This is a genomic window from Pseudomonas sp. TR47 (assembly GCF_044143025.1).
Classification (GTDB): domain Bacteria; phylum Pseudomonadota; class Gammaproteobacteria; order Pseudomonadales; family Pseudomonadaceae; genus Aquipseudomonas; species Aquipseudomonas putida_E.
Genome location: NZ_JBHFCS010000001.1, coordinates 18,736 through 43,547 on the forward strand (window position 1 = coordinate 18,736; position 24,812 = coordinate 43,547).

Below are 24,812 nucleotides of genomic sequence, written 5' to 3' on the forward strand. Positions count from 1 at the left end.
ATGTCATCTCGCAAATTCGGCTTGAACCTGGTGATTGTCCTGGCCATCGCCGCACTGTTCACCGGGTTCTGGGCGCTGATCAATCGGCCGGTTTCCGCGCCAGCCTGGCCTGAGCAGATATCAGGTTTCTCGTACTCGCCATTCCGTCTGGGGGAAAGCCCGCAAAAAGGCCAATACCCAAGCGACGCCGAGATGCGCCAAGACCTGGAGCAGATGAACAAGCTGACCGACAGCATCCGTATCTACACCGTCGAAGGCACCCAGGCCGATATCCCGCGGCTGGCAGAGGAGCTTGGGCTTCGCGTCACCCTGGGCATCTGGATCAGCCCGGACCTGGAGCGCAACGAGCGTGAGATCGCCACGGCCATCGAACTGGCCAACACCTCGCGCAGCGTGGTTCGCGTGGTGGTCGGCAACGAAGCGCTGTTCCGCGAAGAGGTCACGCCCGAAGCACTGATCCAGTACCTTGACCGGGTGCGAGCCGCAGTCAAGGTGCCGGTAACCACCAGTGAACAGTGGCACATCTGGAAGGAACACCCGGAACTGGCCAAGCACGTCGACCTGATTGCCGCGCACATCCTGCCCTACTGGGAGTTCGTGCCCATGAAGGATTCCGTGGAGTTCGTCCTCGATCGGGCCCGTGAGCTGAAACAGCAGTTCCCGCGCAAGCCATTGCTGCTCTCGGAAGTCGGCTGGCCGAGCAACGGCCGCATGCGCGGCGGCGCCGACGCCACCCAGGCCGACCAGGCCATCTACCTGCGCACGCTGGTCAACACCCTCAACCGCCGTGGCTACAACTATTTCGTCATCGAAGCCTACGACCAACCCTGGAAAGCCAGTGACGAGGGCTCGGTAGGCGCCTACTGGGGCGTATTCAATGCCGAACGCCAGCAGAAATTCAATTTTGAAGGGCCGGTGGTGGCGATACCGCAATGGCGTGCGCTGGCGGTCGCCTCGGTGGTATTGGCAATGCTCGCCCTCACCGTACTGCTGATCGACGGCTCAGCCTTGCGCCAACGCGGCCGGACGTTCCTCACCTTCATTACCTTCCTCTGTGGGTCAGTGCTGGTGTGGATCGGTTACGACTACAGCCAGCAGTACAGCACCTGGTTCAGCCTGACTGTCGGCGTACTGCTGGCACTGGGCGCACTCGGCGTGTTCATCGTGCTATTGACCGAAGCGCACGAGTTGGCCGAGGCGGTGTGGATTCACAAACGCCGCCGGGAGTTTCTGCCGGTGCAGGGCGACAGTGCCTACCGGCCCAAGGTCTCGGTGCATGTACCCTGCTACAACGAACCGCCAGAGATGGTCAAACAGACCCTCGACGCCCTGGCCGCGCTGGACTACCCGGACTACGAAGTGCTGGTGATCGATAACAACACCAAGGACCCAGCCGTGTGGGAGCCGCTCAAGGCCCACTGCGAAAAGCTCGGCGAGCGCTTCAAGTTCTTCCACGTCGCGCCGCTGGCCGGGTTCAAGGGCGGCGCGCTGAACTACCTGCTGCCGCACACCGCCAAGGATGCCGAAGTGATCGCAGTGATCGACTCGGACTACTGCGTGGACCGCAACTGGCTCAAGCACATGGTGCCGCACTTCGCCGACCCGAAGATCGCCGTGGTGCAGTCGCCGCAGGACTACCGCGACCAGCACGAGAGCGCCTTCAAGAAGCTCTGCTACAGCGAGTACAAAGGTTTCTTCCACATCGGCATGGTCACCCGCAACGACCGTGACGCGATCATTCAGCACGGCACCATGACCATGACCCGGCGCAGCGTGCTAGAAGAACTGGGCTGGGCCGAATGGTGCATCTGCGAAGACGCCGAACTGGGCTTGCGGGTGTTCGAAAAAGGCCTGTCGGCCGCCTACGCCCACAACAGCTATGGCAAGGGCCTGATGCCCGACACCTTCATCGACTTCAAGAAGCAGCGTTTCCGCTGGGCCTATGGCGCCATCCAGATCATCAAGCACCACGCCGCCGCCCTGCTGCGCGGCAAGGGCAGCGAGCTGACCCGTGGCCAGCGCTATCATTTCCTGGCTGGCTGGCTGCCATGGGTCGCCGATGGCATGAACATCTTTTTCACTGTCGGCGCCCTGCTCTGGTCGGCGGCGATGATCATCGTGCCGCATCGGGTCGATCCACCCCTGATGATCTTCGCCATCCCGCCCCTGGCGCTGTTCTTCTTCAAGGTAGCCAAGATCATCTTCCTTTATCGCCGAGCGGTCGGGGTCAACCTCAAGGACGCATTCGCAGCGGCGCTGGCCGGGCTTGCGCTGTCGCACACCATCGCCAAGGCGGTGCTGTACGGGTTCTTCACCAGCAGCATGCCGTTCTTCCGCACGCCGAAAAATGCCGATAGCCATGGATTGCTGGTAGCGATTGCCGAAGCGCGCGAAGAACTGTTCATCATGTTGCTGCTGTGGGGCGCGGCAGCCGGGATCTACCTGGTGCAAGGTTTGCCGAGCTCGGACATGCGGTTCTGGGTCGCGATGCTGCTGGTGCAGTCACTGCCATACCTGGCGGCGCTGGTCATGGCACTGTTGTCGTCGTTGCCCAAGCCCGAGCACAAGATGGCCGAGCCTCAGGAGGCTTGAGGATGCCGGGGCCGCGCAGCGGCCCAATGCCCCGTGCCGACAACCCTTGTTTGATATAAGATAACGCCCCTCGTTTTTCCGCCTTGCCTTGCCCCGGAGTTCCCCATGACGGCCCCAGCCGAGCTCTCGCCTACCCTTCAACTGGCCTGCGACCTGATCCGTCGCCCCTCGGTCACCCCTGTCGACGCCGACTGCCAGGCGCAGATGATGAAGCGCCTGGGCGCCGTGGGCTTTCAGCTCGAACCGATGCGCATCGAGGACGTCGACAACTTCTGGGCCACCCATGGTAACCAGGACGGTCCGGTGCTGTGCTTCGCCGGCCACACCGATGTGGTCCCCACCGGCCCGGTGCAGCAGTGGCAGCATGAGCCGTTCGAGGCACTGATCGATGCCGACGGCATGCTCTGCGGTCGCGGCGCCGCCGACATGAAGGGCAGCCTGGCCTCCATGGTGGTCGCCAGTGAGCGTTTCGTGCAGGACTACCCGAACCACCGCGGCAGGGTCGCCTTCCTGATCACCAGCGATGAAGAAGGCCCGGCCCATCACGGTACCAAGGCTGTGGTCGAGCGCCTGGTCGCGCGCAACGAGCGCCTGGACTGGTGCATCGTCGGCGAGCCGTCGAGCACTACCCTGCTCGGTGACGTGGTCAAGAACGGCCGCCGTGGCTCGCTCGGCGCCAAACTGACCGTGCGCGGCAAACAAGGCCACGTGGCCTACCCGCACCTGGCGCGCAACCCGATCCACCTGGCCGCGCCGGCGCTGGCAGAGCTGGCCGCCGAACACTGGGATGAAGGCAACGCGTTCTTCCCACCGACCAGCTTCCAGATTTCCAACCTCAACTCCGGTACCGGCGCCACCAATGTGGTACCTGGCGATCTGACCGCAGTGTTCAATTTCCGTTTCTCCACCGAGTCGACGGTCGAAGGCCTGCAAGCGCGAGTATCGGCAATCCTCGACAAGCATGAACTGGACTGGTCGATCGACTGGGTGCTTTCGGGCCTGCCATTCCTGACCGAACCCGGTGAACTGCTCGATGCCGTGTCGGCCAGCATCAAGGGCGTCACCGGCCGTGATACCCAGCCGTCCACCAGCGGTGGTACGTCCGATGGCCGGTTCATCGCCACCATGGGCACCCAGGTCGTTGAACTGGGCCCGGTCAATGCAACGATCCACCAGGTCGACGAGCGCATCCTGGCCAGCGACCTCGACCTGCTGACCGAGATCTACTACCAGACCCTGGTGCGGTTGCTCGCCTGATGCTCGCCTGCCCTATTTGCCATGCGGCCCTGACGCGGCTCGACAACGGCGTGGTGTGCCCGGCCGGCCACCGCTTCGACCGTGCCCGCCAGGGTTACCTGAACCTGCTGCCTGTGCAGCACAAGAACAGCCGTGACCCTGGCGACAATCAGGCCATGGTCGAAGCACGCCGGGATTTCCTCGATGCCGGCCATTACGCGCCCGTGGCCCGCCGCCTGGCCGAGCTGGCCAGTGAGCGCCAGCCCGGCGCCTGGCTCGACATCGGCTGCGGCGAAGGCTACTACACCGCGCAGCTCGCCCAAGCCCTGCCACAGGCTGACGGCTACGCCCTGGACATCTCGCGCGAAGCCGTCAAACGCGCCTGCCGCCGCGAGCCTTCGGTCACCTGGATGGTCGCCAGCATGGCCCGCGTACCCTTGGCCGATGCCAGTTGCCAGTTCATCGCCAGCGTCTTCAGCCCGCTGGACTGGGCCGAGGCCCAGCGCCTGCTGAGCCCGGGTGGCGGCCTGATGCGGGTGGGCCCGACCAGCGGCCACCTGATGGAGTTGCGCGAAGTGCTCTACGATGAAGTTCGCCCTTATGCCGACAACAAACACCTGGCCCTGGTACCGCAGGGCATGGCCCATGCCCACAGCGAAACCCTGGAGTTCCGGCTGAGCCTGGCTGCACCCAAAGCCCGCGCCGACCTGCTGGCCATGACCCCGCACGGCTGGCGCGCCAGTGCCGAGAAACGCGCGCGGGTGATCGACCAGGCCGAGCCCTTCGACGTCACGGTTTCCATGCGTTATGACTATTTCGTGCGCCAAGACTGAGCACACCCGGAGCCCTTATGCGCCAACCTGATATCGAGATTTACCTGAAGGACGCTGACGTCGACCACAAGCAGATTGCCCAATGGCTCGGCGAAGCGATCGGCCCCTGCAGCGAATGGCAGCAGAAAGGCCAGACCTTCAAATGCAAGGCCGGTAACATTCCGGTCACCTGGTTACCCAAGGCTGTAGGGAAATGGAACAGCCTTTACCTGGAAAGCGACCAGACCCCATGGGACGATGACGTCGCCTGCGCCCGCGCCGCATTCACCGCACTGGGCGTGGAAGTGCGCTGCGCGCCGGGTGGCTGGGTCGAGGAAGATGGCGAGGAAGATGCCGATCGCTGGATCCGCATCAGCGCTGACGGTGAAGAGGAAATCACCTGGCGTACCTCGTGAGCTGCAAGCTTTAAGCGGCAAGCTGCAAGAGGGTTCGCATCAGGCTGCAAGTTACACGGTCAACTTGCAGCTTGAGGCTTGAGGCTTGAGGTTTGGGACTTAGAGCCCTACCACGTCCTCGGCTTGCAGGCCTTTCTGGCCCTGCACGCAGGAGTACTCGACCCGCTGCCCTTCGACCAGGGTACGATGCCCCTCACCGCGGATCGCCCGATAATGGACGAACACATCCGCACCACCTTCGCGCTGAATGAAGCCAAAGCCCTTGGCATCGTTGAACCACTTTACATTCCCAGTCTCACGAGACGACATCTGAACTACTCCGGATTTTTATTGTGAAGATCGCCTTGTAGACACAGGGGTTCCTCCCCGTGCCGACGCCGCTTGCCGAAATATCCTGCAAGTGGCAGGCCGAGTATATGACACAGAACAAATAATTTTCATGACCGCCGCGCCCTTTGCAGGATTTTGCTGAACTTACGCCGATACGGCAGACTAACTGATTGCACACTTACTAAAAATCACACCCAGGGCACACACCCCATGACCCGTTCTCCCCTGCGCCGCCTGATCTTCGGCGCTCTGCGTCGCCTGTTGTACCTGTGGGTGCGCTCCGAGACCATCAATCAGTCCGCCATGAGCCTGCAACTCGACCGCAGCCGCCCGGTGTTCTTTGCCCTGCCCTCGCCATCGCTCACCGACCTGGCCGTACTCGACCACGAGTGCACCAAGGCGGGGCTGCCGCGCCCGGTACTGCCGGTAGCCGTGGGCACGCTGCACGAGCCGGCCGGTTTCTTCTACCTCACCCCCGACCCGGACTGGCTCGGCCGCCAAGACAAGCGCGGCGCGCCTCCTGCCCTTGAGCGTGTGATTGCAGCAGTCAGCCAGCATGCCGAGGAAGATGCACAGATCATCCCGGTCAGTGTGTTCTGGGGCCAGACGCCTGCAAGCGAATCGAGCCCGTGGAAATTGCTGTTCGCCGACAGCTGGGCGGTAACCGGGCGCCTGCGCCGGTTACTGACCATCCTGATACTGGGGCGCAAGACCCGCGTGCAGTTCTCGGCGCCGATCCAGGTGCGTGACCTGGTGCAGCACAACAAAGGCCATGAGCGCACCGTGCGCATGGCCCAACGCCTGATGCGCGTACACTTTCGCAACCTCAAGACTGCAGTGATCGGCCCAGACATCTCGCACCGGCGCAATCTGGTGAAAGGCCTGGTGCACGCACCACTGGTTCGCCAGGCCATCGGCGAACAAGCCCAACGGGAAAACATTCCCGTGGCCAAAGCTGAAGCACAGGCCCTGCGCTACGGCAACGAGATCGCCTCGGACTACACCTACACCGCGATCCGCTTCCTGGAAGTGGTACTCAGCTGGTTCTGGAACAAGATCTACGACGGTATCAAGGTCAACCACATCGAGCAGGTGCAAGGCATCGCGCCGGGCCACGAAGTTATCTACGTACCGTGCCATCGCAGCCACATCGACTACCTGCTGCTGTCGTACCTATTGTTCCGCAACGGCCTGACGCCACCGCACATTGCCGCCGGCATCAACCTCAACATGCCAGTGATCGGCGGCCTGCTGCGCCGCGGCGGCGCTTTCTTCATGCGCCGCACGTTCAAGGGCAACCCGCTGTACACCGCAGTGTTCAACGAATACCTGCACACCCTGTTCACCAAGGGGTTCCCGGTCGAGTACTTCGTCGAGGGCGGGCGCTCGCGCACCGGGCGCATGCTGCAACCGCGCACGGGGATGCTGGCGATCACCCTGCGCAGCTTCCTGCGCTCATCGCGCACACCGATCGTCTTCGTGCCGGTGTACATCGGCTACGAACGGGTACTGGAAGGCCGCACCTACCTGGGTGAACTGCGTGGCGCCAGCAAGAAGAAAGAGTCGATCTTCGACATATTCAAGGTCATCGGCGCGCTGAAGCAACGCTTCGGCCAGGTCTACGTCAACTTCGGCGAACCGATCCGCCTGGCAGGCTTTCTCGACCAACAGCAACCCGGCTGGCGCGAACAGGCACTTGGCCCGCAGTTCCGTCCGGCCTGGCTGAACGAGACCACCACCCGTCTGGGTGAGACCGTAGCCCGTCACCTCAACGAAGCCGCAGCGGTCAACCCGGTCAACCTGGTAGCCCTGGCACTGCTCTCCACCAGCCGCCTGGCCCTGGACGAAAGTGCCCTGACCCGGGTACTGGACCTGTACCTGGCCCTTTTGCGCAAGGTCCCCTATTCGCAGCACACCACCCTGCCCGAAGGTGACGGCCAGGCGCTGATCGAACATGTCAGGGGCATGAACCTGCTGGCGGAACAGAAAGACGCCCTTGGCCGCATCCTCTACCTGGATGAAGCCAATGCAGTGCTGATGACCTATTACCGCAACAACGTCCTGCACATCTTTGCCTTGCCGGCGTTACTGGCGAGCTTCTTCCACAGCAGCTCACGGATGAGCCGTGAACTGCTCGGGCAGTATGTACACGCGTTGTACCCGTACCTGCAGGCCGAACTGTTCCTGCGCTGGGCACCCGAGCAACTGGACGAGGTGATCGATCAGTGGCTGGCGGCACTGGTCGAACAGGGCCTGCTGCGCCGCGAAAACGATGTGTACGTGCGCCCGGCCCCCAGTTCGCGCCAGTTCGTTTTGCTGACGCTGCTGGCCCGCACCATCACCCAGACTCTGCAGCGCTTCTACATGGCCACCTCGCTGTTGCTCAACAGCGGCCAGAACACCCTCAGCGCCGAAGCACTGGAAGACCTCTGCGTGATGATGGCCCAGCGCCTGTCGATACTGCATGGCCTGAACGCCCCCGAGTTCTTTGACAAGACGCTGTTCCGCCACTTCATCCAGACCTTGGTCGAGCAAGGTGTGCTGCGCCCGGATGGCAACGGCAAACTGGGCTACCACGACAAACTTGGCGAACTCGCCGAAGGGGTGGCCAAGCGTGTGTTGTCGGCAGAGCTGCGCCTTTCGATCCGGCAGGTGGCGCTGCACCGTGAACATGCGCTGGAAGCATCGATCCTCTAAGGCATCATCAACCGGAAAAATCCGTTAAAGTCCTTGGGCTTGGCCACAAGCCAGCCCAAGGACAACGGAGAATCCATGAAAAAGCTCGTTATGCTGTGTTGCGCATCCCTGCTCGCAGCCTGTTCCAGCCACACCCCATCGCCACAGGCCAGCCTGGACGGTGAAGTCTTCTACCTGCAGCGCATTGCCCTGCCGCCCAGCGCCACCTTGAGTGTCGAACTGCAAGACGTGTCGCTGATGGACGCCCCTGCGGTGACCCTGGCCCGCCAAGCTGGCCCGGTCAAAGGCAACGTGCCACTGCCGTTCCACCTCACGTATGACCCAGCCCAGGTCAAGCCTGGCCACCGCTACGCGGTGAGCGCCCGCATCGAGCTGAACGGCAAGCTGCTGTTCATCAACACCGAGCATCATGGGGTCAAACTCGACGGCAGCGATGAGCAGCCAGTACGGATCAAAGTCGATCCGGTGCGCTGATCCCCGCCTACTTCTGTTCAAAAGGAAAGCTTCATGATTCGCTCCTCCCTGCGCTTGACCACCCTGTGCGCCGGCCTGCTGCTGTCGGCCAGCGCGCTGGCCCTGTCACTTGGCGACCTGAGCCAGAAAGACGCCACCGGCGGCCTGAAGGATGCCCTGACCCAAGGGGCACAGCTCGCCGTCAAGCAACTGAGCACCCCAGGCGGGTTCAGCAATAACCCCGACGTACGCATCGAGTTGCCAGGCAACCTCGGCAAAGCCGCCAAAGCCATGAAGATGTTTGGCAAAGGTGATGAGGTTACCGCCCTGGAAGACAGCATGAACAAGGCCGCTGAAGCGGCGGTGCCGCAGGCCCAGGCGATCCTGGTGGACGCGGTGAAGAACATGAGTGTGACCGACGCCAAGGGCATTCTCAGCGGCGGTGACGACTCGGCCACCCAGTACCTGAACAAGAGCAGCCGGGAGCAGATCCGCGCCAAGTTCCTGCCCATCGTCAAGGCGGCGACCGACAAGGTTGGCGTGGTTCAACAATACAACAGCTTTGCCGGCCAGGCGTCAGCCCTGGGCCTGGGCGATGCCAAGAGTGCCAACGTCGAGAGCTATGTGACCGAAAAAGCCCTCGACGGCCTGTTTGAAATGATCGCCAAACAAGAACAGAGCATTCGTCAGAACCCAGCACAGGCGGCTACCAGCCTGGCCAAGAAGGTATTTGGCGCCCTGTGACCCGCGAAGGGAGGGCGACGCCCTCCCCCGCAGCCTTCAGCCCTTCTTCACCCTGAACCACGCCGCATACAATGCCGGCAGGAACAACAGGGTCAGCGCCGTGGCAACGATCAACCCGCCCATGATCGCCACCGCCATCGGCCCATAGAACACGCTTCTGGACAACGGAATCATCGCCAACACCGCCGCCAGTGCGGTCAGCACGATCGGCCTGAAGCGTCGCACGGTAGCCTCGATGATCGCCTGCCAACGGTCCAGCCCCGAGGCGATATCCTGCTCGATCTGGTCCACCAGGATCACCGAGTTGCGCATGATCATCCCCGCCAGGGCAATGGTGCCAAGCATGGCGACGAAGCCGAACGGCTGGCGGAACACCAACAGGAACAAGGTCACGCCGATCAGCCCCAGTGGCGCCGTGAGGAACACCATCACCGTGCGCGAGAAGCTGCGCAGCTGGATCATCAGCAAGCTGAGCACCACTACGATGAACAACGGCATACCGGCGTTCACCGACTTCTGCCCACGCTCGGAGTCCTCGACTGTGCCGCCCACTTCCAGCAGGTAGCCATCAGGCAGCTTGTCCTTGACCTCCTGCAAGGTCGGGGCAATCTGCCTGACCAGGGTCGCCGGCTGCTGCTTGTCATAGATGTCGGCGCGTACGGTCACCGTCGGCAAGCGGTTACGGTGCCAGATGATGCCTTCCTCGAAGCCGTAGTCCAGGGTCGCTACCTGCGATAGCGCCACGCTCTGGCCGTTGTCGGTGGGCAACGCGAGGCTGCCAAGGTTGCCCAGCTCGCCACGTTCCTTCTGCGTGCCGCGCAGAAGAATCTCGATCAGCTCGTTGTCCTCCCGGTACTGGCTTACCGTGGTGCCGGTAAGCGAGCTTCGAAGGAAACTCGACAGGTGCGCGGTACTTACGCCAAGTGCGCGTGCACGGTCCTGGTCGATCGCCAGGAACACCGCCTTGCTCGGCTCTTCCCAGTCAAGGTGCACGTTCACCACATGCGGGTTCTCGCGCACCTTGTCCGCGACTTCGCGGGCCAAGGCGCGCACCTTCTCGATATGCTCGCCCGTCACCCGAAACTGCACCGGGTAGCCCACGGGCGGGCCGTTTTCCAGGCGGGTGACGCGGGCACGCAGGTCAGGAAATTGCTGGTCCACAGTGTTGATCAGCCAACTGCGCAAGCGCTCGCGCTCCTCCATGGACGTGGCCAGCACGACGAACTGGGCAAAGCTGGCGGCGGGCAGTTGCTGGTCCAATGGCAGATAGAAACGCGGCGACCCCGTGCCCACGTAGGCCACATAGTTGTCGATGCCATCCTGCTGCTTGAGCAGGGCCTCCAGTTGCTTGACCCGCTCGGTGGTATTGCCCAGCGACGCACCCTCGGCCAGTTTCAGGTCGACCATCAGCTCTGGGCGGCCGGACGCCGGGAAGAACTGCTGCGGCACGAAGCGGAACAACGCAATGCTGCCGACAAAAGCTGCGATGGTCAGCAGGATGACCGTCTTGCGCCGCCGCACGCACCACTCCACCACACGTCGCACACGCTGGTAGAAAGGTGTGGCATAGGGGTCTGGTGCATGCCCATTGCCGTCATGGCGGGCGGCATGCAGCTTGGCCAGGTCCGGCAGCAACCGTTCACCCAGGTAAGGTACGAACACCACGGCCACCACCCATGAGGTGATCAGCGCGATGGTCACCACCTGGAAGATCGAGCGGGTGTACTCACCCGTACTCGACGCTGCCGTGGCAATCGGCAGGAAGCCGGCAGCGGTAATCAGCGTACCGGTCAGCATCGGGAAGGCCGTACTGGTCCAGGCGTAACTGGCAGCCTTGAACCGATCGAAGCCCTGCTCCATCTTGATCGCCATCATTTCCACGGCAATGATCGCGTCGTCCACCAGCAGGCCCAAGGCCAATACCAGCGCGCCCAGCGAGATCTTGTGCAGGCCGATGCCGAAATAGTGCATGGCGGCAAAGGTCATCGCCAGTACCAGGGGTATCGCCAGGGCCACCACCAGACCGGTACGCAGGCCAAGTGAGAAGAAGCTCACCAACAGCACGATGACCAGCGCCTCGACCAGCACCTGGACGAACTCACCCACGCCCGCCTTGACCGCCGCCGGCTGGTCGGAGACCTTGCGCAGCTGCATGCCGGCCGGCAGGTTGCGCGCCAAGCGTTCGAACTCACCTTCCAGTGCCTTGCCCAGCACCAGGATGTCGCCGCCATCTTTCATCGACACGGCCAGGCCGATCGCGTCTTCGCCCATGAAGCGCATGCGCGGCGCAGGCGGGTCATTGAAGCCACGGTAGACCTCGGCGACATCGCCGATACGGAAGGTACGGTCCCCTACCCGAATGGGAAACTGACGAATCTGCTCGACACTGTCGAACTGCCCGCTGACGCGCAGTTGCAAGCGCTCGCTGGGGGTTTCGAAAAAGCCGGCGGTACTCACCGCGTTCTGCTCCCGCAGCGCTTGCTGCACGGCCTCCAGCGGCACGCCCAGGGTGGCCAGCTTGAGGTTGGACAGCTCGATCCAGATTTTTTCGTCCTGCAGGCCGATCAGTTCGACCTTGCCCACGTCCTTGACCCGTTGCAGCTGGATCTGGATGCGGTCGGCGTAGTCCTTCAGCACCGCATAGTCGAAGCCGGTGCCGGTGAGCGCATAAATGTTGCCGAAGGTGGTGCCGAACTCATCATTGAAGAACGGCCCCTGGATTTCCGGGGGCAGGGTGTGGCGGATATCCGCGACCTTCTTGCGGATCTGGTACCACAGCTCGGGGATGTCCTTGGAATGCAGCGAGTCCCGGGCCATGAAGGTCACCTGCGATTCGCCGGGGCGCGAGAACGAGACGATTTTCTCGTACTCGCCGGTTTCCATCAGCTTCTTCTCGATGCGCTCGGTGACCTGGCGCGACACTTCCTCGGCCGTGGCCCCCGGCCACAGGGTACGGATGACCATGGCCTTGAAGGTAAAGGGTGGATCCTCGCTCTGCCCCAGCTTGGTGTAGGACATGGCGCCAATGGCAGCCAGCAGGATCATCAGGAACAGTACGATCTGGCGATTGCGCAGCGCCCAGGCGGAAAGGTTGAAACCCATCGGGACTTACTCCTTGGCCGTCAGGTTCACCACACGGTTGGTACGGTCCACCGGCCGCACCTCCTGCCCTTCGCGCAGCACGTGGCCGCCGGCGGCAACCACCCAGTCGCCAGGGTTCAGGCCCTCAAGTACGGGGACAGTGTCACTGCCATAAGGCCCCAGGCGCACGACGGCACGCTCCAGTCGACGGTCCTGGTTGACTCGCCAGACGTACGCCTGGCCGTTTTCAGCGGTAATCGCCGAGAGAGGTACAGCCAGCGGGATCAGCCCGTCATGGGCGATGAATACCCGAGCGCTCTGCCCAAGATCGGCGGGCACCTTGGCCGAGTTGAATGCGATGCGTGCGGCGAAGGTACGGGAACGGGGGTCGGCTGCGGGCGACAACTCACGGATACGGCCCTGGAAGCGCTCATTGCGCCGCGACCACAGCTCGACACTGACCTGCTGGCCAACGGCGAAGCGGGCGAACTGCTGCTCCGGCAGGCCGATGACGACTTCGCGTTCACCGTCGGCCGCCAGCGTGAACACCGTCTGCCCGGCAGCCACCACCTGGCCGACCTCGACCTGACGCTTGGCGATCACGCCGGCCTGGGGCGCACGCAACACGGCGTAACCGGCCTGGTTGCCAGCCACGTCGAACTCGGCTTTGGCCTGCTTGAGGCGCGCGAGCCCGGCCCGGTAGAGATTTTCGGCATTGTCGTACAGAGAGTGGCTGACCATCTGCCGATCCAGCAGCTTGCGGTAGCGGTCACGCTCGGCGCGCACCAGCGCCAGGTTGGCCTCGGCGGCCGCCAATTGGGCGCGGTTGGCCTCGAGTTGCAGGCGCACGTCCTGGGGGTCGAGCTCTGCCAGTGGCTGATCGGCCTGGACCCGCTGCCCCTCCTCGACCAGGCGTTTGCTGACCTTGCCAGCGATGCGGAACGCCAGCTCCGGCTCGAAACGCGCTCGCACCTCGCCAGGGTAGCTGTCGGCTGAGGCTTGGGCCGGTTGCGGCTGGACCACCAGCGCCGGGCGCGGAGCAGTGGGCGGGGCGGCTTCCTGCCCGCAGGCCGCCAGCAACAAGGCGGCAGCGGCAGGCAGAGCGAGGCACAAGGCATGACGCAACATGATGAATCCTTTCGCGACGAGCGCATCGAATATTTATACTGTCGAGTATATTAAATCAGGGAACCGAAGCCGGGAAGCCAGCGTCGGAAAGAAAATCAACGTTAACGATGGGCCATTCCCTGAAGCCGGAAGGCAACCGAGCCGGTAAGATGGGGGCCCCTTCAACCAGACACGGATTCCAATGCCCAACGACGCACCCATCGGCCCAGGTCGCCCCAAGGACCTGGCCAAGCGCGAGGCGATCCTCGAAGCGGCCAAGACGCTGTTCCTCAGCCTCGGCTATGCCAACACCAGCATGGATGCGGTCGCTGCGGCGGCAGGTGTTTCAAAACTGACGGTCTATAGCCACTTCAACGACAAGCAGACGCTGTTTGGCTCTGCGGTCATGGCTACCTGCCAGAATCAGCTACCCGACCTGATGTTCGAGTACCCCGAGGGCGCGGCCGTCGAACAGGTGTTGCTGAACATTGCCCGGGGCTTCCAGGCGTTGATCAGCAGTGATGAGGCGGTCAAGTTGAGCCGCCTGATCATGGCCCAGGGCAGTCAGGACCCAAGCTTTGGCGAGTTCTTTTACGAAGCCGGGCCGAAACGGGTGCTGGCGGGCATGGAAGGGCTGTTGCGTGGAGTCGCCGAGCGCGGCCTGTTGCGCATCGACAACCCGTTGCACGCGGCCGAGCACTTCTTCTGCCTGGTCAAAGGAGCGCCCGATTACCGGTTGCTGCTGGGGTGTGCAGGGCCATTGGAGGGAGATGAGGCCGAGGCGCATGTGCGCGAGGTGGTGGGGGTGTTCTTGCGGGCGTTCCAACTCTAAACAAATCCGCCAGAGCCTGTTTAACCAACATGACTACCTGGCATTTTTGTCAGTAGTCAACCATGCAATTCTTCAGCAAGCTCGTATTGAATCTGCGAATATGAGCTCACCCCATGACAGCGCCAAAACTGAAGATTTTTTACAAAGGCAATAAGCTTTCGACTTTATATACAAGCAGTGCTCACCAGACAGTGCTCAGCGCCAATGACCAGAACCTATGCGAAACGACAGGCCTGCCTTCGCAAACAAGCCTCTTGGCCACTGATGCACAAGAGTCAACAGTCAACATTCTCTCAGAAAGCCAGACGACCATCGCCTACGCTCCCTACGGTAATGACAGTCGCCCGTCTGCCAGCCCATTGTTATCTCGATTCACAGGCCAGAGCTGGTTGCCCTCTGCCATAGGCTACATGCTGGGTAATGGTCACCGCCTTTTCAATCCAGGACTGATGCGCTTTCACAGTGCAGATAGCTTGTCGCCATTTGAAAGAGGGGGGATCAATGCTTACGCTTACTGCATGAATGATCCTATTAACAGATCGGATCCTAGCGGCATGTTTTCGATAGTAAAATTCATGACCGGAGGATACAGCGCAAATAAAATCTCTCGTCGCCTGAATCAGCAAAACCCCAACCTCACACGCCGAGAATACAAAATACTTGAAAAACGCATTGCGAGCCAAAAAGAGAAAGGGATGAAGGAGACAAAAGCCCACCAGAGCGAATTTGGAAAAAAAGGTGAGCAAAGAATCCTCAACGCCACCCTCCAAGAATCCATATTAATGAGTCTTACGCCTGTAACAATCAAGGGCAGAACTCGATACATCCGCCCGGCAAGCCACAGGGAGTCAATCGCCTCGATAAAATCAACATCCTGGGAAGGTATAGAAAACAGGTTTGAAAAAATCAAAGCTGCAAGCAGGAGCGACGTTGCTCCTACCTCAGCTACTCTCTCCAGCATGCCAGGTCAGCCGTCGAATACGTGGCCGCGAATCAGGCCAGCATCGCAAAATTTCCTTGATTTCACCGGTAATTACGTCGACAAGGAAGTAGATAGACTCCGCAATATCGTGAGTTAGCCTTGAGGCAAGACTGACAAGATGGTTTCGCAGTTGCGATCAAACTTTTAACGTCTTCTTCGGATAAATGTCATACCGGCTCGACTTGCCTTCCAGGCTATGGCTCGGCTTTGGTCCATCAATGATCGGCGCCTTGCGCGGCCGCTTCACCACCACCCGGTGGCTGGCCAGCGCCAGCGCGGCTTCGAGCAAAGCCGGGGCATCCAGGTCATCGCCGACCAAAGGCCGGAATACGCGCATTTCCTTTTTCACCAGGGCGCTCTTGTCCCGGTGCGGGAACATGGGGTCAAGGTAGATCACCTGCGGCGCCTCCCCTTCCCAGTTGCGCATACGCTCGATGGCGTTGCCTGTCAGCAACCGCATGCGGCCGACGATAGGCCCTACCTCGTCATCCGACCGGGCTCGCGTCAGGCCGTCTTCCAGCAAGGCGGCTATCAGCGGCTGGCGCTCGATCAGGGTCATCTGGCAACCCAGGCTGGCCAGCACGAACGCGTCCTTGCCCAAACCCGCCGTGGCATCTAGCACTTGTGGCCGCACGCCTTGGGCGATGCCCACGGCCTTGGCGATCATCTGCCCGTTGCCACCGCCAAACTGGCGCCGATGCGCTGCCTGGCCTTCGACGAAGTCCACTCGCACTGGCCCGGGTGCCTGCGGGCCCAACTGCTGGATCTGCAAGCCATCGGCGCCCACCTGCACAGCGAAACCGGCTGCATCGTCCTGCAGCGGCAGGCCCAGGCGCTCGGCCCAGGCCGTAGCCTGTTGCGCATATTCAGCCGACATCGCTTCGACTCTGATACCCGTGCCTTGCTCTTCCATCATCCACACCTGAAAATTCGAACCAAGCCCTTAATGAATCGGCACCATCGGCCGATACAGGCAATATCCCGCTATTCTGCCAGAGCACAACGCGCACGACTGCCATGACAGATACTCTTCCCATCGGCTTGACCTACCTGTCGCCCGTCGGCAACTACGGTCGGCAGAATACCCAGGCACTGGGGGGCGTCAGCCACCTGTGGCAGGATTTCTTTGCCCGCGCCATGGCCGAGCAGCAAGGGGATGAGGCAGACAGCACCCATCAGGCGCTGGCGCAGTACGACAAAATCAGCGGCGAGCCGATTGGCGGGGCCAGGGCCCTGGCACTGATCGATGCCCAACGCGCCTGCCCCGTGCACGACACCATCGTTGCACCACCCGAGCCCCTGTTCCTGCCCAAGGCCGAACTGGAAGCCAACCTGCTGGAGCCAGCGCCGGAGCCATTCAGCGCCGCCGAGATGATTCAGCAGCAGCGCCAACTGGACATCAGCAACAGTTGGCTGCGCCCGGTAGTCATGAGCCAGGGTCAGCCGCTTGCCGAGCCAGGCCCTGCGCCCTCGCCGCGCCCGCTGCACCTGCCTATCGCCGAGTTCGAGACGGGCCTGCTCGACCCCGCGCCGGAGCCATTCGACGCAGCGACCATGGCCAAGCAGCAGAACGATCTGGAATTCGACATCCACTGGGCGCGCCCGGTAGTGCTGAACAACGTTCGCATCCACGCCTGAGCTTAACGGCAGATCTGCCACAGCCCCATGTCCAGGTGAAAGTGATTGCGGTGGGCGGCATTGTATTCCGGCCCCAGCACCGTACTGAAGCTCTTACAGGCTGCTTGCTGCACTTGCCGCAGGAATGCCGCCTTTTGCCCGCCTGCCTGCCAGTCTCGCGCCAGCACGATCCGCTGCCCGTCCTGCAGGCGAAAGCCGCTGATATCCAGCGCATTGGCGGTGGCATGCTGACTGAGCCGGCCCTGCTTGCGGTTATAGACGTTGCGGCAGGCGAAGCTGCCCAGATGATCAACCTGCGCCACCGGCTGGCCAAACACCTGCTGCGCTGCAGGTTGCAAGCCATGCTTTTCGAACAGCGCATAGGCCACCGCCAACGGGCAACTGGCCAGGAAGCTGCTACTCAACCGCGCCTGGCCTTGTTCTATACGCCAGACATTTTGCAACGGGCAATTGGCCGATGCCGGGCTATCGGCCTGCGCCCGATAGCGCAGGCTGGTGGTCGCCAACGCTTGGCGGCACAACTGCGGGTCATCACGCAGACGCGAAAGCTTATAGGGCGTCAGCAGGTTCGGCGGCTGACGAACGTCCAGTGCTGCCCACGGATCCCAGGCCTGCGGCAGGCGCCAACCCCACTGCCATAAAAGGCCTGCTACCAGCAGCAGCCCGCACAGCAGCACCAATGCGCGCACCGCGCTTCAGCGCCGGAACAGGTCGTTGAGCTGGGCGAACGGCAACGCCTGCTCACCATAGCTGAACGTACCCTGGTCACGAACTTCCAATGCCGCGCGCTGAAACGCACCTAGCGCCGCACGGGCCAGTGAAGAGCCCACGCTGATGCGGCGTACGCCCAAGTCCTGCAACTGATTGACGCTCAATGGCACACCCGCCAGCCCCATCAGCACATTGACAGGTTTAGGCGCCACCGCCTGTACCACCGCGCGGATCTCTTCGACAGTGCGCAAACCCGGCGCATAGAGCACGTCGGCGCCCGCTTCGGCATAAGCCTGCAGACGCAGGATGGTGTCATCCAGGTCCATTTGCCCGTGCAGCACGTTTTCCGCGCGGGCGCAGAGCATGAAGGGAAATGGCAGGCTGCGCGCTGCCTGCACTGCAGCCCTCACCCGCTCTACGGCCAGGCCCAGGTCATAGATCGGCGCGTCGCTGCGCCCACTGGCATCTTCGATCGAGCCGCCGACCAACCCTGCTTCAGCGGCACGCAGGATGGCGTGAGCACAGTCTTCAGGCAGGTCACCAAAACCATTTTCCAGGTCGGCGGCAACGGGCAAGGCAGTGGCATCGACGATCATCCCGGCGTTGTCGAGTGTCTCGTCCAGGCTCAGCGCCGCTTCGGCATCCGCTCGCCCAAGGCTGAAGGCAAGGCCTGCACTGGTGGTAGCCAGCGCCTCGAAGCCGAGGCTTGCCAGGAGCTTGGCGGAGCCGGCATCCCACGGGTTGGGGATGACGAACGCGCCATCGCGCTCGTGCAGGGCTTTGAAGGCTTCGGCACGTAGGGTTTGTACATCCATGATCACAACCTCCGGCTGGTCGGTAAGGGTCAAAGTAGCCCCAGTTGTTCGACCTCAGGGGCGCGTGGCAATTCCGGCAAAGCTGCCAACCCCGGCAAGCGCGCCATCAGCCGCTGATGAAAACGCTGAGCCAACGCGGCGGCCAGGCGGTTGTCCGAGGTGTGCAGGAAGATGTACGGGCTACGGCCTTCCTCGATCCAGCTGGCGACCTTTTCAACCCACGGCGAAAGAAACGCTTCGTTGGCGTCGAGCTCGGGATGGCCGATAAAACGGACCTGGGGGTGCTGGCTGAAAGCTGCGGGGCGCGGCGCAACCCTGGGCTTCTTGGCTTGCGCGTCGAGCACGGCGGCCTCACGCGAGGTACAGCTGAACAATGCACGCGAGTCCAGGCAGATACGTTCAACACCGCGCTCGTGCAGCAAACGGTTGAGCAGGCGCTCCTCCTCACCCTTGGTGAAAAAAGCCTGGTTACGCACTTCCACCGCCACAGGCACACCGATTTCATCGAGAAAATGCCCCAGCTCAGCCAGGCGAGCCGGGCCGAACTGAGCCGACAATTGCAACCAGTACGGTGACACCCGCTGGCCAAGGGGCGCCATCAGCCGGGTGAAGTCCAGCGCGGCTTCCAGCCGCTCGCGCAGGTCGCCTTCATGGCTGACATCACGGGGGAACTTGGCAGTAAAACGAAAGTGCGCAGGCATGACCTGCGCCCACCGCTCGACAGTGCTCGGCGCCGGGCGGGCATAGAAGGTGGTGTTGCCCTCGACTGCATTCAGCACCTGGCTGTAAAGGCCAAGAAATTCGCCGGTGCGGGCGTCAGCGGGATACAGGTAGTCGCGCCAGGCGCTTTCGCTCCATGACGGGCAACCCAGGAAATAAGGCAGGTGGGATGAACTCATCCCTCAAATGTACAGGTCCAGCCCCAGCACTTCCATGTCCCAATCGGTAAAACCGGCAGTACTGAGGTAGCTGGCCAGCGCAGTGGCCGTGCGGCGGTCACGGGCACGTGGGAAAACCATGTCCTGCTGGCGGGCCGGCAAGCCACCGGGACGGCGGCGCGGCGCCGCTTCCGGAGCAGCGTCGCCCTCTTCGACGAGCTCGGCATCGTCGATGCTCTCATCGCGCACCGCCGCTTTGCGCGGCGCGCGCTTTACCGGATAGGACTGCGGTGAGAAACCGTCGATACGCATGATGAGCACTCAGGACCAATGATGGCAATTTAGCAGCATCAGGGTTCCATCGCTAATGCTCTAGTGATAACTGGACCACAGTTTGCGACAAAGGTTTTATCGACAGCCGCGATAACCGACGAACAGCCGTCAGCGGGCTTTGGGCGTAGCTACGTTATCGCGCAGGTAAACCGGTTGCGCCTGATCGGCAACGATTGCCTCGCCGCGCGCCCAGGCGAAGCTGGCCAAGCTGAGGATGTCCAGTGCATTGGGCAGCGCCGCAGGGTTGCTGGCACTGGCCTGCACGGCCAGACGCTCGGCGTAGCCCCAGCCGGTGCCGGCCCCGTACCAATCGCCGCTGCTGCCATCAGGCAACGCCACGCGCTCCGGTGGCAGCACCGCTTCCAGGCCTTGCAGGCGCATTTCGCCCTCCACCGCCTTGTAGCAACCCCAGTACACCTCGTCCATGCGTGCATCGATGGCAGCCGCTACCTGCTGCGCGCCATGCTCGCGCAACGCACCCTGGGCCAGCGCGGCCAGGTTGGACACTGGCAGTACCGGGCGCTCCAGGGCGAAAGCCAGGCCTTGCACCACGCCGATGGCGATGCGCACGCCGGTGAAGGCGCCGGGGCCACGGCCGAAGGCAATGGCATCGAGGGCATTGAGCGCCACGCCGGAGTCGCCCAGCAGCTGCTTGATCATCGGCAGCAGCTTCTGCGCATGCATGCGCGGGATCACCTCGTAATGGCTGGTTACCTTGCCATCATGCAGCAGCGCGACGGAACAGGCTTCGGTGGCGGTATCCAGGGCCAGCAGGGTGGTCATCGAACGGGTATCCAGGAACAAGTGAAAAGAGCGGCAGTATAAACGACAACGGCCCGCAAGCGGGCCGTCGTGACGCACGGTGATGGATCAGCTCAGGGCTGCCAGCACTTTGGCGGTGATTGCATCTACCGACCCCACGCCTTCGATGTGGCTGTACTTCGGCTTGCCAGCGTTGGCGGCCGACAGCTTCTGGTAGAAGTCCACCAGCGGCTTGGTCTGGGTGTGGTAGACCGACAGGCGATGACGCACGGTTTCTTCCTTGTCGTCGTCGCGCTGAATCAGGTCTTCGCCGGTAACGTCGTCCTTGCCTTCCACTTTCGGCGGGTTGTACTGAATGTGGTAGGTACGGCCCGAGGCCAGGTGCACGCGGCGGCCCGCCATGCGGCCGACGATCTCTTCGTCGTCGACGGCGATCTCGACCACTGCATCGATGTCGACACCGGCAGCGACCATGGCTTCAGCCTGCGGAATGGTGCGTGGGAAACCGTCGAACAGGCAGCCGTTGGCGCAGTCTGGCTGGGCGATGCGCTCCTTGACCAGGCTGATGATCAGCTCGTCGGAGACCAGCTGGCCGGCATCCATGACTTTCTTGAGCTCCAGGCCCAGCGGGGTACCGGCCTTGACGGCAGCACGCAGCATGTCACCGGTGGAGATCTGTGGGATACCGAACTTCTCGGTGATGAATTTTGCCTGAGTACCTTTACCGGCCCCGGGAGCTCCCAGCAGAATTACGCGCATCTCGTGCTCCTCAAATTTTTTTATGAAATTCAATGGATTCGGCAACCAGGGCCAAGTCCGGAAAATCGGGTATGACCATAAATCGGTCAGAAGGCTGCTCAAGATACACAGCGCCCGTCAGCCAGACAAGCTTCCCAAAGTTGCAGGAATGGGCCATCTGTAGCCAAGGCTGCAGGCGGTTGCGCCCAGCGCAACCACCTTCCCTGCCCTGGTTTGGCCCGCAGGGCGGCCCTGCGCGCGGGCAGCCAGCCGTGGCCTCAGCCTGTGTTGCGCAGGCCTGCGGCAATCCCTGCCACTGTCACCAGCAGGGCCTGCTCCAGCGGGCTGTCCAGAGCGGCTTCACGGCTGCGGGAGCGCGCCAGCAGCTCGGCCTGAAGCTGATGCAGCGGGTCCAGGTAGGTGTTGCGCAGGCTGATGAATTCCAGCGTTTCCGGGCTGTGCGCCAGTAGCACCTGCTGCCCGGTCAGGCCCAATACCACCTGACAGGACTGCGACAATAGGTCGCGCAGATGTGCACCTAAAGGAAGCAACTGCGGTTGCACCAGACGTTCGTCGTAGGCCTCGGCAATCTGCGCATCAGCTTTGGCCAGGACCATCTCCAGCATGTCGATGCGGGTACGGAAGAACGGCCACTGCTCACGCATCTGCGCCAGCAACTCACCCTGCCCCCGTGCCAGTGCATTGCTCAGCGCGGTCTCCCACCCCAACCAGGCCGGCAGCATCAGGCGCGTCTGGGTCCAGCCGAAGATCCATGGAATGGCCCGCAGGCTTTCGATGCCACCGGCACGACGCTTGGCCGGGCGGCTGCCCAGCGGCAGGCGCCCCAGCTCCTGTTCGGGTGTGGACTGGCGGAAATACTCGACGAAATCCGGGTTCTCCCGCACCACGCTACGGTAAGCCTTGACGCCATCGGCGGCCAGTTGGTCCATCAAGGCGCGCCAGGCCGGCTCAGGGGGTGGCGGCGGCAGCAAGGTGGCTTCCAGCACCGCCGCCAGGTACAGGTTGAGGTTCTGCTCGGCGATACCTGGCAAACCAAACTTGAAGCGGATCATCTCGCCTTGCTCGGTGGTGCGGAACCGCCCTGCCACTGACCCCGGTGGTTGCGAGAGGATCGCCGCGTGGGCCGGGCCACCGCCGCGGCCGACAGTGCCGCCACGGCCATGGAACAGCAGCAGCTCGACCTGATGCTCACGGCAGATGCGTACCAGATTTTCCTGCGCCCGATATTGGGCCCAGGCCGCGGCGGTGGTCCCGGCATCCTTGGCCGAATCGGAGTAGCCGATCATCACTTCCTGCGGCCCGCGCAAGCCCGCACGATAGCCTGGCAGGCCGAGCAGCCGCTCCATCACAGGGCCCGCGTTGTCCAGATCGGCCAGGGTTTCGAACAGCGGCACCACGCGCATCGGCCTGGTCAGGCCGGCTTCCTTGAGCAGCAACTGCACAGCCAGTACGTCCGATGCAGCGCCCGCCATGGAGATGACATACGAACCGAGCGATGCGCCCGGCGCCGCAGCGATCTCGCGACAGGTGGCAAGCACTTCGGCAGTGTCCGCCTGGGGCATGAAGTGAGCCGGCAGCAATGGCCGGCGGTTTTTCAATTCGGCCTGCAGGAACGCGATACGCTTGTCTTCATCCCAGTGCGCATAGCTGCCCATGCCCAGATAATCGGTGATCTCCGACAGCGCGTCACGGTGTCGGGCGGCATCCTGGCGCACGTCCAGGCGCCCCAGAAACAGGCCAAAAGTCACCGCACGGCGCAGACTGTCGAGCAATGGCCCATCGGCAATCACGCCCATGCCACATTCGTGCAGGGACTGGTAGCACAGCTCCAGCGGCGCGATCAGGTCACGGTTGTCCACCAGCACATCGGCACTGGCCGGCTGGGTAGCGGTGAGCGACGCATGGGCCCAGGCGCGCGTCGCCCGCAAGCGGTCACGCAATTGCTTGAGCACGGCGCGGTAGGGCTCTGGGGTGTCCCCCACCCGCTCGCGCACAGCGCTGTTGGCCTGCTGCATCGACAACTCTGCCGCCAGCGCGTCGACATCGCGCAAAAACAGGTCGGCCGCCATCCAGCGTGCCAGCAGCAACACTTCGCGGGTCACCGCGGCGGTCACGTTGGGGTTGCCATCACGATCGCCGCCCATCCACGAGGCAAAGCGCACAGGTGCCGCTTCCAGCGGCAGGCGCAGGCCAGTGGCGTCGAACAGCGCCTTGTCCACCTTGCGCAGGTGGCTGGGGATGGCATGCCACAGGGAATGCTCGATCACCGCGAAGCCCCATTTGGCTTCGTCTACAGGCGTTGGCCGGGTGCGCCGGATTTCTTCTGTGTGCCAGGCCTCAGCGATCAACCGGCGCAGGCGCTCGCGCACTTGCTGGCGCTCGACCGGGGTCAAATCACGATGGTCTTGCACGGCCAACTGGCCAGCAATGGCATCGTACTTCTGGATCAATGTGCGGCGTGCCACTTCGGTGGGATGCGCGGTGAGCACCAGCTGGATATCGAGCTTGGCCAATTGCCTGGCCAAAGCATCATCCTTGTGCCCGGCCTGCTTCAGACGCGCCAGCAGCTCAGGCAGCACCCGCGCCTCGAAAGGCTCTGGCTGCTCGGCATCACGGCGCCGGATCAACTGGTACTGCTCGGCCATGTTGGCCAGGTTGAGGAACTGGTTGAAGGCACGTGCCACCGGCAACAAGTCTTCTTCAGCCAGGTTCGCCAAGGTGGAACTCAGCTGTTCGCCGGCGCTGCGCCGGTCCGCCTTGGCGCTATGGCGAATGTCCTCGATTTTCTGCAGGAACGCGTCACCGTGCTGCTGGCGGATGGTTTCGCCAAGCAACTCCCCCAACACATGGACATCTTCACGCAAGCGCACATCGATATCAGTCATTGGCCCTCTCTTCGGCGCGGCTCGCCCGCGCTCTGCTCAGGAAACAGCACTGGCCCAAGAGTGCCCACAGCGGGGCCGCCATGGCAAGCCACGACCGGTAAAGCAAACTAAAGTAAAAGTGCAGCAGTCCGATGCAATGCAGCCTTTCCGAGGCGTTTACAGAGGTCATCATGAAAATCCGCGAACTCGCCCAGCACTGGGAACAGAACGCCGCAGGCACCCTGAGCCCGACCGGCCATACCTTGCACCTGGACCTGGAGTCGGAGGCGCGCCTGGCGGCGCTCATCGACATGTACCCCAAGCGCACCGCCGAGGAACTGCTCGGTGAGCTGGTCGCAGCCGCGCTCGAGGAGCTTGAAGCCAGCTTCCCCTACGTGCAGGGCCACAAGGTCATTTCCACCGATGAAGAAGGCGATCCGCTGTACGAAGACATAGGCTCTACACCGCGCTTTCTGGCGCTTTCAAGGCGCCATCTGCACACCCTCAGCAACCCCGGCGACGGCAGCGGAAACTGACGCGCCTGCCTCCCGTTCCGGGCTGCCCTCCAGCCCGGAATACCGCTTCTGACAGTGGAAGTTCCGCTCACACACCACTGACCGATCAGTCAGAAATAGTTGGCATTTTTTTCTGAACTATTCAAAAAACGACCCAGTCACAGCCAATAGCCATCACGCTAAAACCCTGCACACTGTCGTCGTGCACCGTTGAGCTGAAGCACACGGCGATGCCAGGGATTGAGCGATGGGATG

Annotated in this window: 22 protein-coding genes; 11 read left to right on the forward strand and 11 right to left on the reverse strand. The window is 62.6% G+C overall.

What is annotated here, in order from left to right:
- The 4 genes from ACEWE8_RS00125 (at position 1) to ACEWE8_RS00140 (ending at position 5,056) form a co-directional block, all read left to right on the forward strand.
- Entirely contained in the window at positions 1-2,592 is a 2,592-nt protein-coding gene (locus ACEWE8_RS00125) for a glycosyltransferase (protein WP_046784325.1), read from the forward strand.
- A gap of 105 nt (positions 2,593-2,697) precedes the next feature.
- A complete protein-coding gene (gene dapE, locus ACEWE8_RS00130) occupies positions 2,698-3,849 on the forward strand; it encodes a succinyl-diaminopimelate desuccinylase (protein WP_046784326.1) in 1,152 nt (383 codons plus the stop codon).
- Positions 3,849-4,661, forward strand: a complete 813-nt coding sequence (locus ACEWE8_RS00135; protein WP_046784327.1) for a putative RNA methyltransferase — start codon at positions 3,849-3,851, stop codon at positions 4,659-4,661. The genes dapE and ACEWE8_RS00135 overlap by 1 nt, the downstream gene beginning before the upstream one ends.
- A 17-nt stretch (positions 4,662-4,678) precedes the next feature.
- Positions 4,679-5,056, forward strand: a complete 378-nt coding sequence (locus ACEWE8_RS00140) for a hypothetical protein (protein ID WP_012315913.1) — start codon at positions 4,679-4,681, stop codon at positions 5,054-5,056.
- A gap of 99 nt (positions 5,057-5,155) precedes the next feature.
- Here ACEWE8_RS00140 and ACEWE8_RS00145 read toward each other — a convergent pair whose 3' ends face one another.
- Positions 5,156-5,365, reverse strand: a complete 210-nt coding sequence (locus ACEWE8_RS00145) for a cold-shock protein (protein ID WP_012315914.1) — start codon at positions 5,363-5,365, stop codon at positions 5,156-5,158.
- A 231-nt stretch (positions 5,366-5,596) separates the two neighbouring features.
- On the opposite strand from ACEWE8_RS00145, the gene plsB reads away from it, so the two are divergent.
- The 3 genes from plsB to ACEWE8_RS00160 all read left to right on the forward strand — a co-directional run bounded on the left by plsB (position 5,597) and on the right by ACEWE8_RS00160 (position 9,280).
- Positions 5,597-8,083 (forward strand): glycerol-3-phosphate 1-O-acyltransferase PlsB, encoded by a 2,487-nt coding sequence (gene plsB, locus ACEWE8_RS00150; RefSeq protein ID WP_046784328.1) that lies wholly within the window; start codon positions 5,597-5,599, stop codon positions 8,081-8,083.
- Positions 8,084-8,158: 75 nt separating this feature from the next.
- The gene (locus ACEWE8_RS00155; RefSeq protein WP_046784329.1) at positions 8,159-8,557 is read left to right on the forward strand and encodes a YbaY family lipoprotein; all 399 of its coding nucleotides are present in this window, start codon (positions 8,159-8,161) and stop codon (positions 8,555-8,557) included.
- Between the two features lie 33 nt (positions 8,558-8,590).
- The gene (locus ACEWE8_RS00160) at positions 8,591-9,280 is read left to right on the forward strand and encodes a DUF4197 domain-containing protein (RefSeq protein WP_046784330.1); all 690 of its coding nucleotides are present in this window, start codon (positions 8,591-8,593) and stop codon (positions 9,278-9,280) included.
- 36 nt (positions 9,281-9,316) lie between these two features.
- Here ACEWE8_RS00160 and ACEWE8_RS00165 read toward each other — a convergent pair whose 3' ends face one another.
- Together ACEWE8_RS00165 and ACEWE8_RS00170 are read right to left on the reverse strand one after the other, a co-directional pair.
- Positions 9,317-12,382: an efflux RND transporter permease subunit gene (locus ACEWE8_RS00165; RefSeq protein ID WP_046784331.1), complete on the reverse strand. Its 3,066-nt coding sequence runs from the start codon at positions 12,380-12,382 to the stop codon at positions 9,317-9,319.
- A gap of 6 nt (positions 12,383-12,388) precedes the next feature.
- Positions 12,389-13,489 carry an efflux RND transporter periplasmic adaptor subunit gene (locus ACEWE8_RS00170; protein ID WP_046784332.1) on the reverse strand — a complete coding sequence of 367 codons (1,101 nt, stop codon included), beginning with the start codon at positions 13,487-13,489 and terminating at the stop codon, positions 12,389-12,391.
- Positions 13,490-13,670: 181 nt separating this feature from the next.
- Here ACEWE8_RS00170 and ACEWE8_RS00175 point away from each other — a divergent pair, with 181 nt between their 5' ends.
- Together ACEWE8_RS00175 and ACEWE8_RS00180 are read left to right on the forward strand one after the other, a co-directional pair.
- Complete coding sequence (locus ACEWE8_RS00175) at positions 13,671-14,300, forward strand: TetR/AcrR family transcriptional regulator (RefSeq protein WP_046784333.1); 630 nt, start codon at positions 13,671-13,673, stop codon at positions 14,298-14,300.
- A 113-nt stretch (positions 14,301-14,413) separates the two neighbouring features.
- Positions 14,414-15,379: an RHS repeat-associated core domain-containing protein gene (locus ACEWE8_RS00180; RefSeq protein WP_080952049.1), complete on the forward strand. Its 966-nt coding sequence runs from the start codon at positions 14,414-14,416 to the stop codon at positions 15,377-15,379.
- Positions 15,380-15,418: 39 nt separating this feature from the next.
- Here the strand turns inward: ACEWE8_RS00180 and ACEWE8_RS00185 are convergent, their stop codons facing one another.
- Complete coding sequence (locus ACEWE8_RS00185) at positions 15,419-16,195, reverse strand: class I SAM-dependent methyltransferase (RefSeq protein WP_046784334.1); 777 nt, start codon at positions 16,193-16,195, stop codon at positions 15,419-15,421.
- A gap of 104 nt (positions 16,196-16,299) precedes the next feature.
- On the opposite strand from ACEWE8_RS00185, the gene ACEWE8_RS00190 reads away from it, so the two are divergent.
- Entirely contained in the window at positions 16,300-16,920 is a 621-nt protein-coding gene (locus tag ACEWE8_RS00190) for a hypothetical protein (protein WP_046784335.1), read from the forward strand.
- A gap of 2 nt (positions 16,921-16,922) precedes the next feature.
- Here ACEWE8_RS00190 and ACEWE8_RS00195 read toward each other — a convergent pair whose 3' ends face one another.
- The 7 genes from ACEWE8_RS00195 to ppc form a co-directional block, all read right to left on the reverse strand.
- On the reverse strand, positions 16,923-17,609 hold the full coding sequence (locus ACEWE8_RS00195; RefSeq protein ID WP_046784336.1) for an extensin family protein: 687 nt from the start codon (positions 17,607-17,609) through the stop codon (positions 16,923-16,925).
- 6 nt (positions 17,610-17,615) lie between these two features.
- Positions 17,616-18,446, reverse strand: a complete 831-nt coding sequence (locus ACEWE8_RS00200) for an oxaloacetate decarboxylase (protein WP_046784337.1) — start codon at positions 18,444-18,446, stop codon at positions 17,616-17,618.
- A 29-nt stretch (positions 18,447-18,475) separates the two neighbouring features.
- Positions 18,476-19,345 carry a DUF72 domain-containing protein gene (locus tag ACEWE8_RS00205; RefSeq protein ID WP_046784338.1) on the reverse strand — a complete coding sequence of 290 codons (870 nt, stop codon included), beginning with the start codon at positions 19,343-19,345 and terminating at the stop codon, positions 18,476-18,478.
- A gap of 3 nt (positions 19,346-19,348) precedes the next feature.
- On the reverse strand, positions 19,349-19,636 hold the full coding sequence (locus ACEWE8_RS00210; protein ID WP_046784339.1) for a hypothetical protein: 288 nt from the start codon (positions 19,634-19,636) through the stop codon (positions 19,349-19,351).
- 129 nt (positions 19,637-19,765) lie between these two features.
- A complete protein-coding gene (tsaB, locus tag ACEWE8_RS00215) occupies positions 19,766-20,440 on the reverse strand; it encodes a tRNA (adenosine(37)-N6)-threonylcarbamoyltransferase complex dimerization subunit type 1 TsaB (protein ID WP_046784340.1) in 675 nt (224 codons plus the stop codon).
- An 87-nt stretch (positions 20,441-20,527) separates the two neighbouring features.
- A complete protein-coding gene (adk, locus tag ACEWE8_RS00220; protein WP_012270800.1) occupies positions 20,528-21,178 on the reverse strand; it encodes an adenylate kinase in 651 nt (216 codons plus the stop codon).
- A 257-nt stretch (positions 21,179-21,435) separates the two neighbouring features.
- Complete coding sequence (ppc, locus tag ACEWE8_RS00225) at positions 21,436-24,063, reverse strand: phosphoenolpyruvate carboxylase (RefSeq protein ID WP_046784341.1); 2,628 nt, start codon at positions 24,061-24,063, stop codon at positions 21,436-21,438.
- A gap of 170 nt (positions 24,064-24,233) precedes the next feature.
- Here ppc and ACEWE8_RS00230 point away from each other — a divergent pair, with 170 nt between their 5' ends.
- Positions 24,234-24,578, forward strand: a complete 345-nt coding sequence (locus ACEWE8_RS00230) for a hypothetical protein (RefSeq protein WP_039603473.1) — start codon at positions 24,234-24,236, stop codon at positions 24,576-24,578.
- The last annotated feature ends 234 nt before the right edge of the window (positions 24,579-24,812 follow it).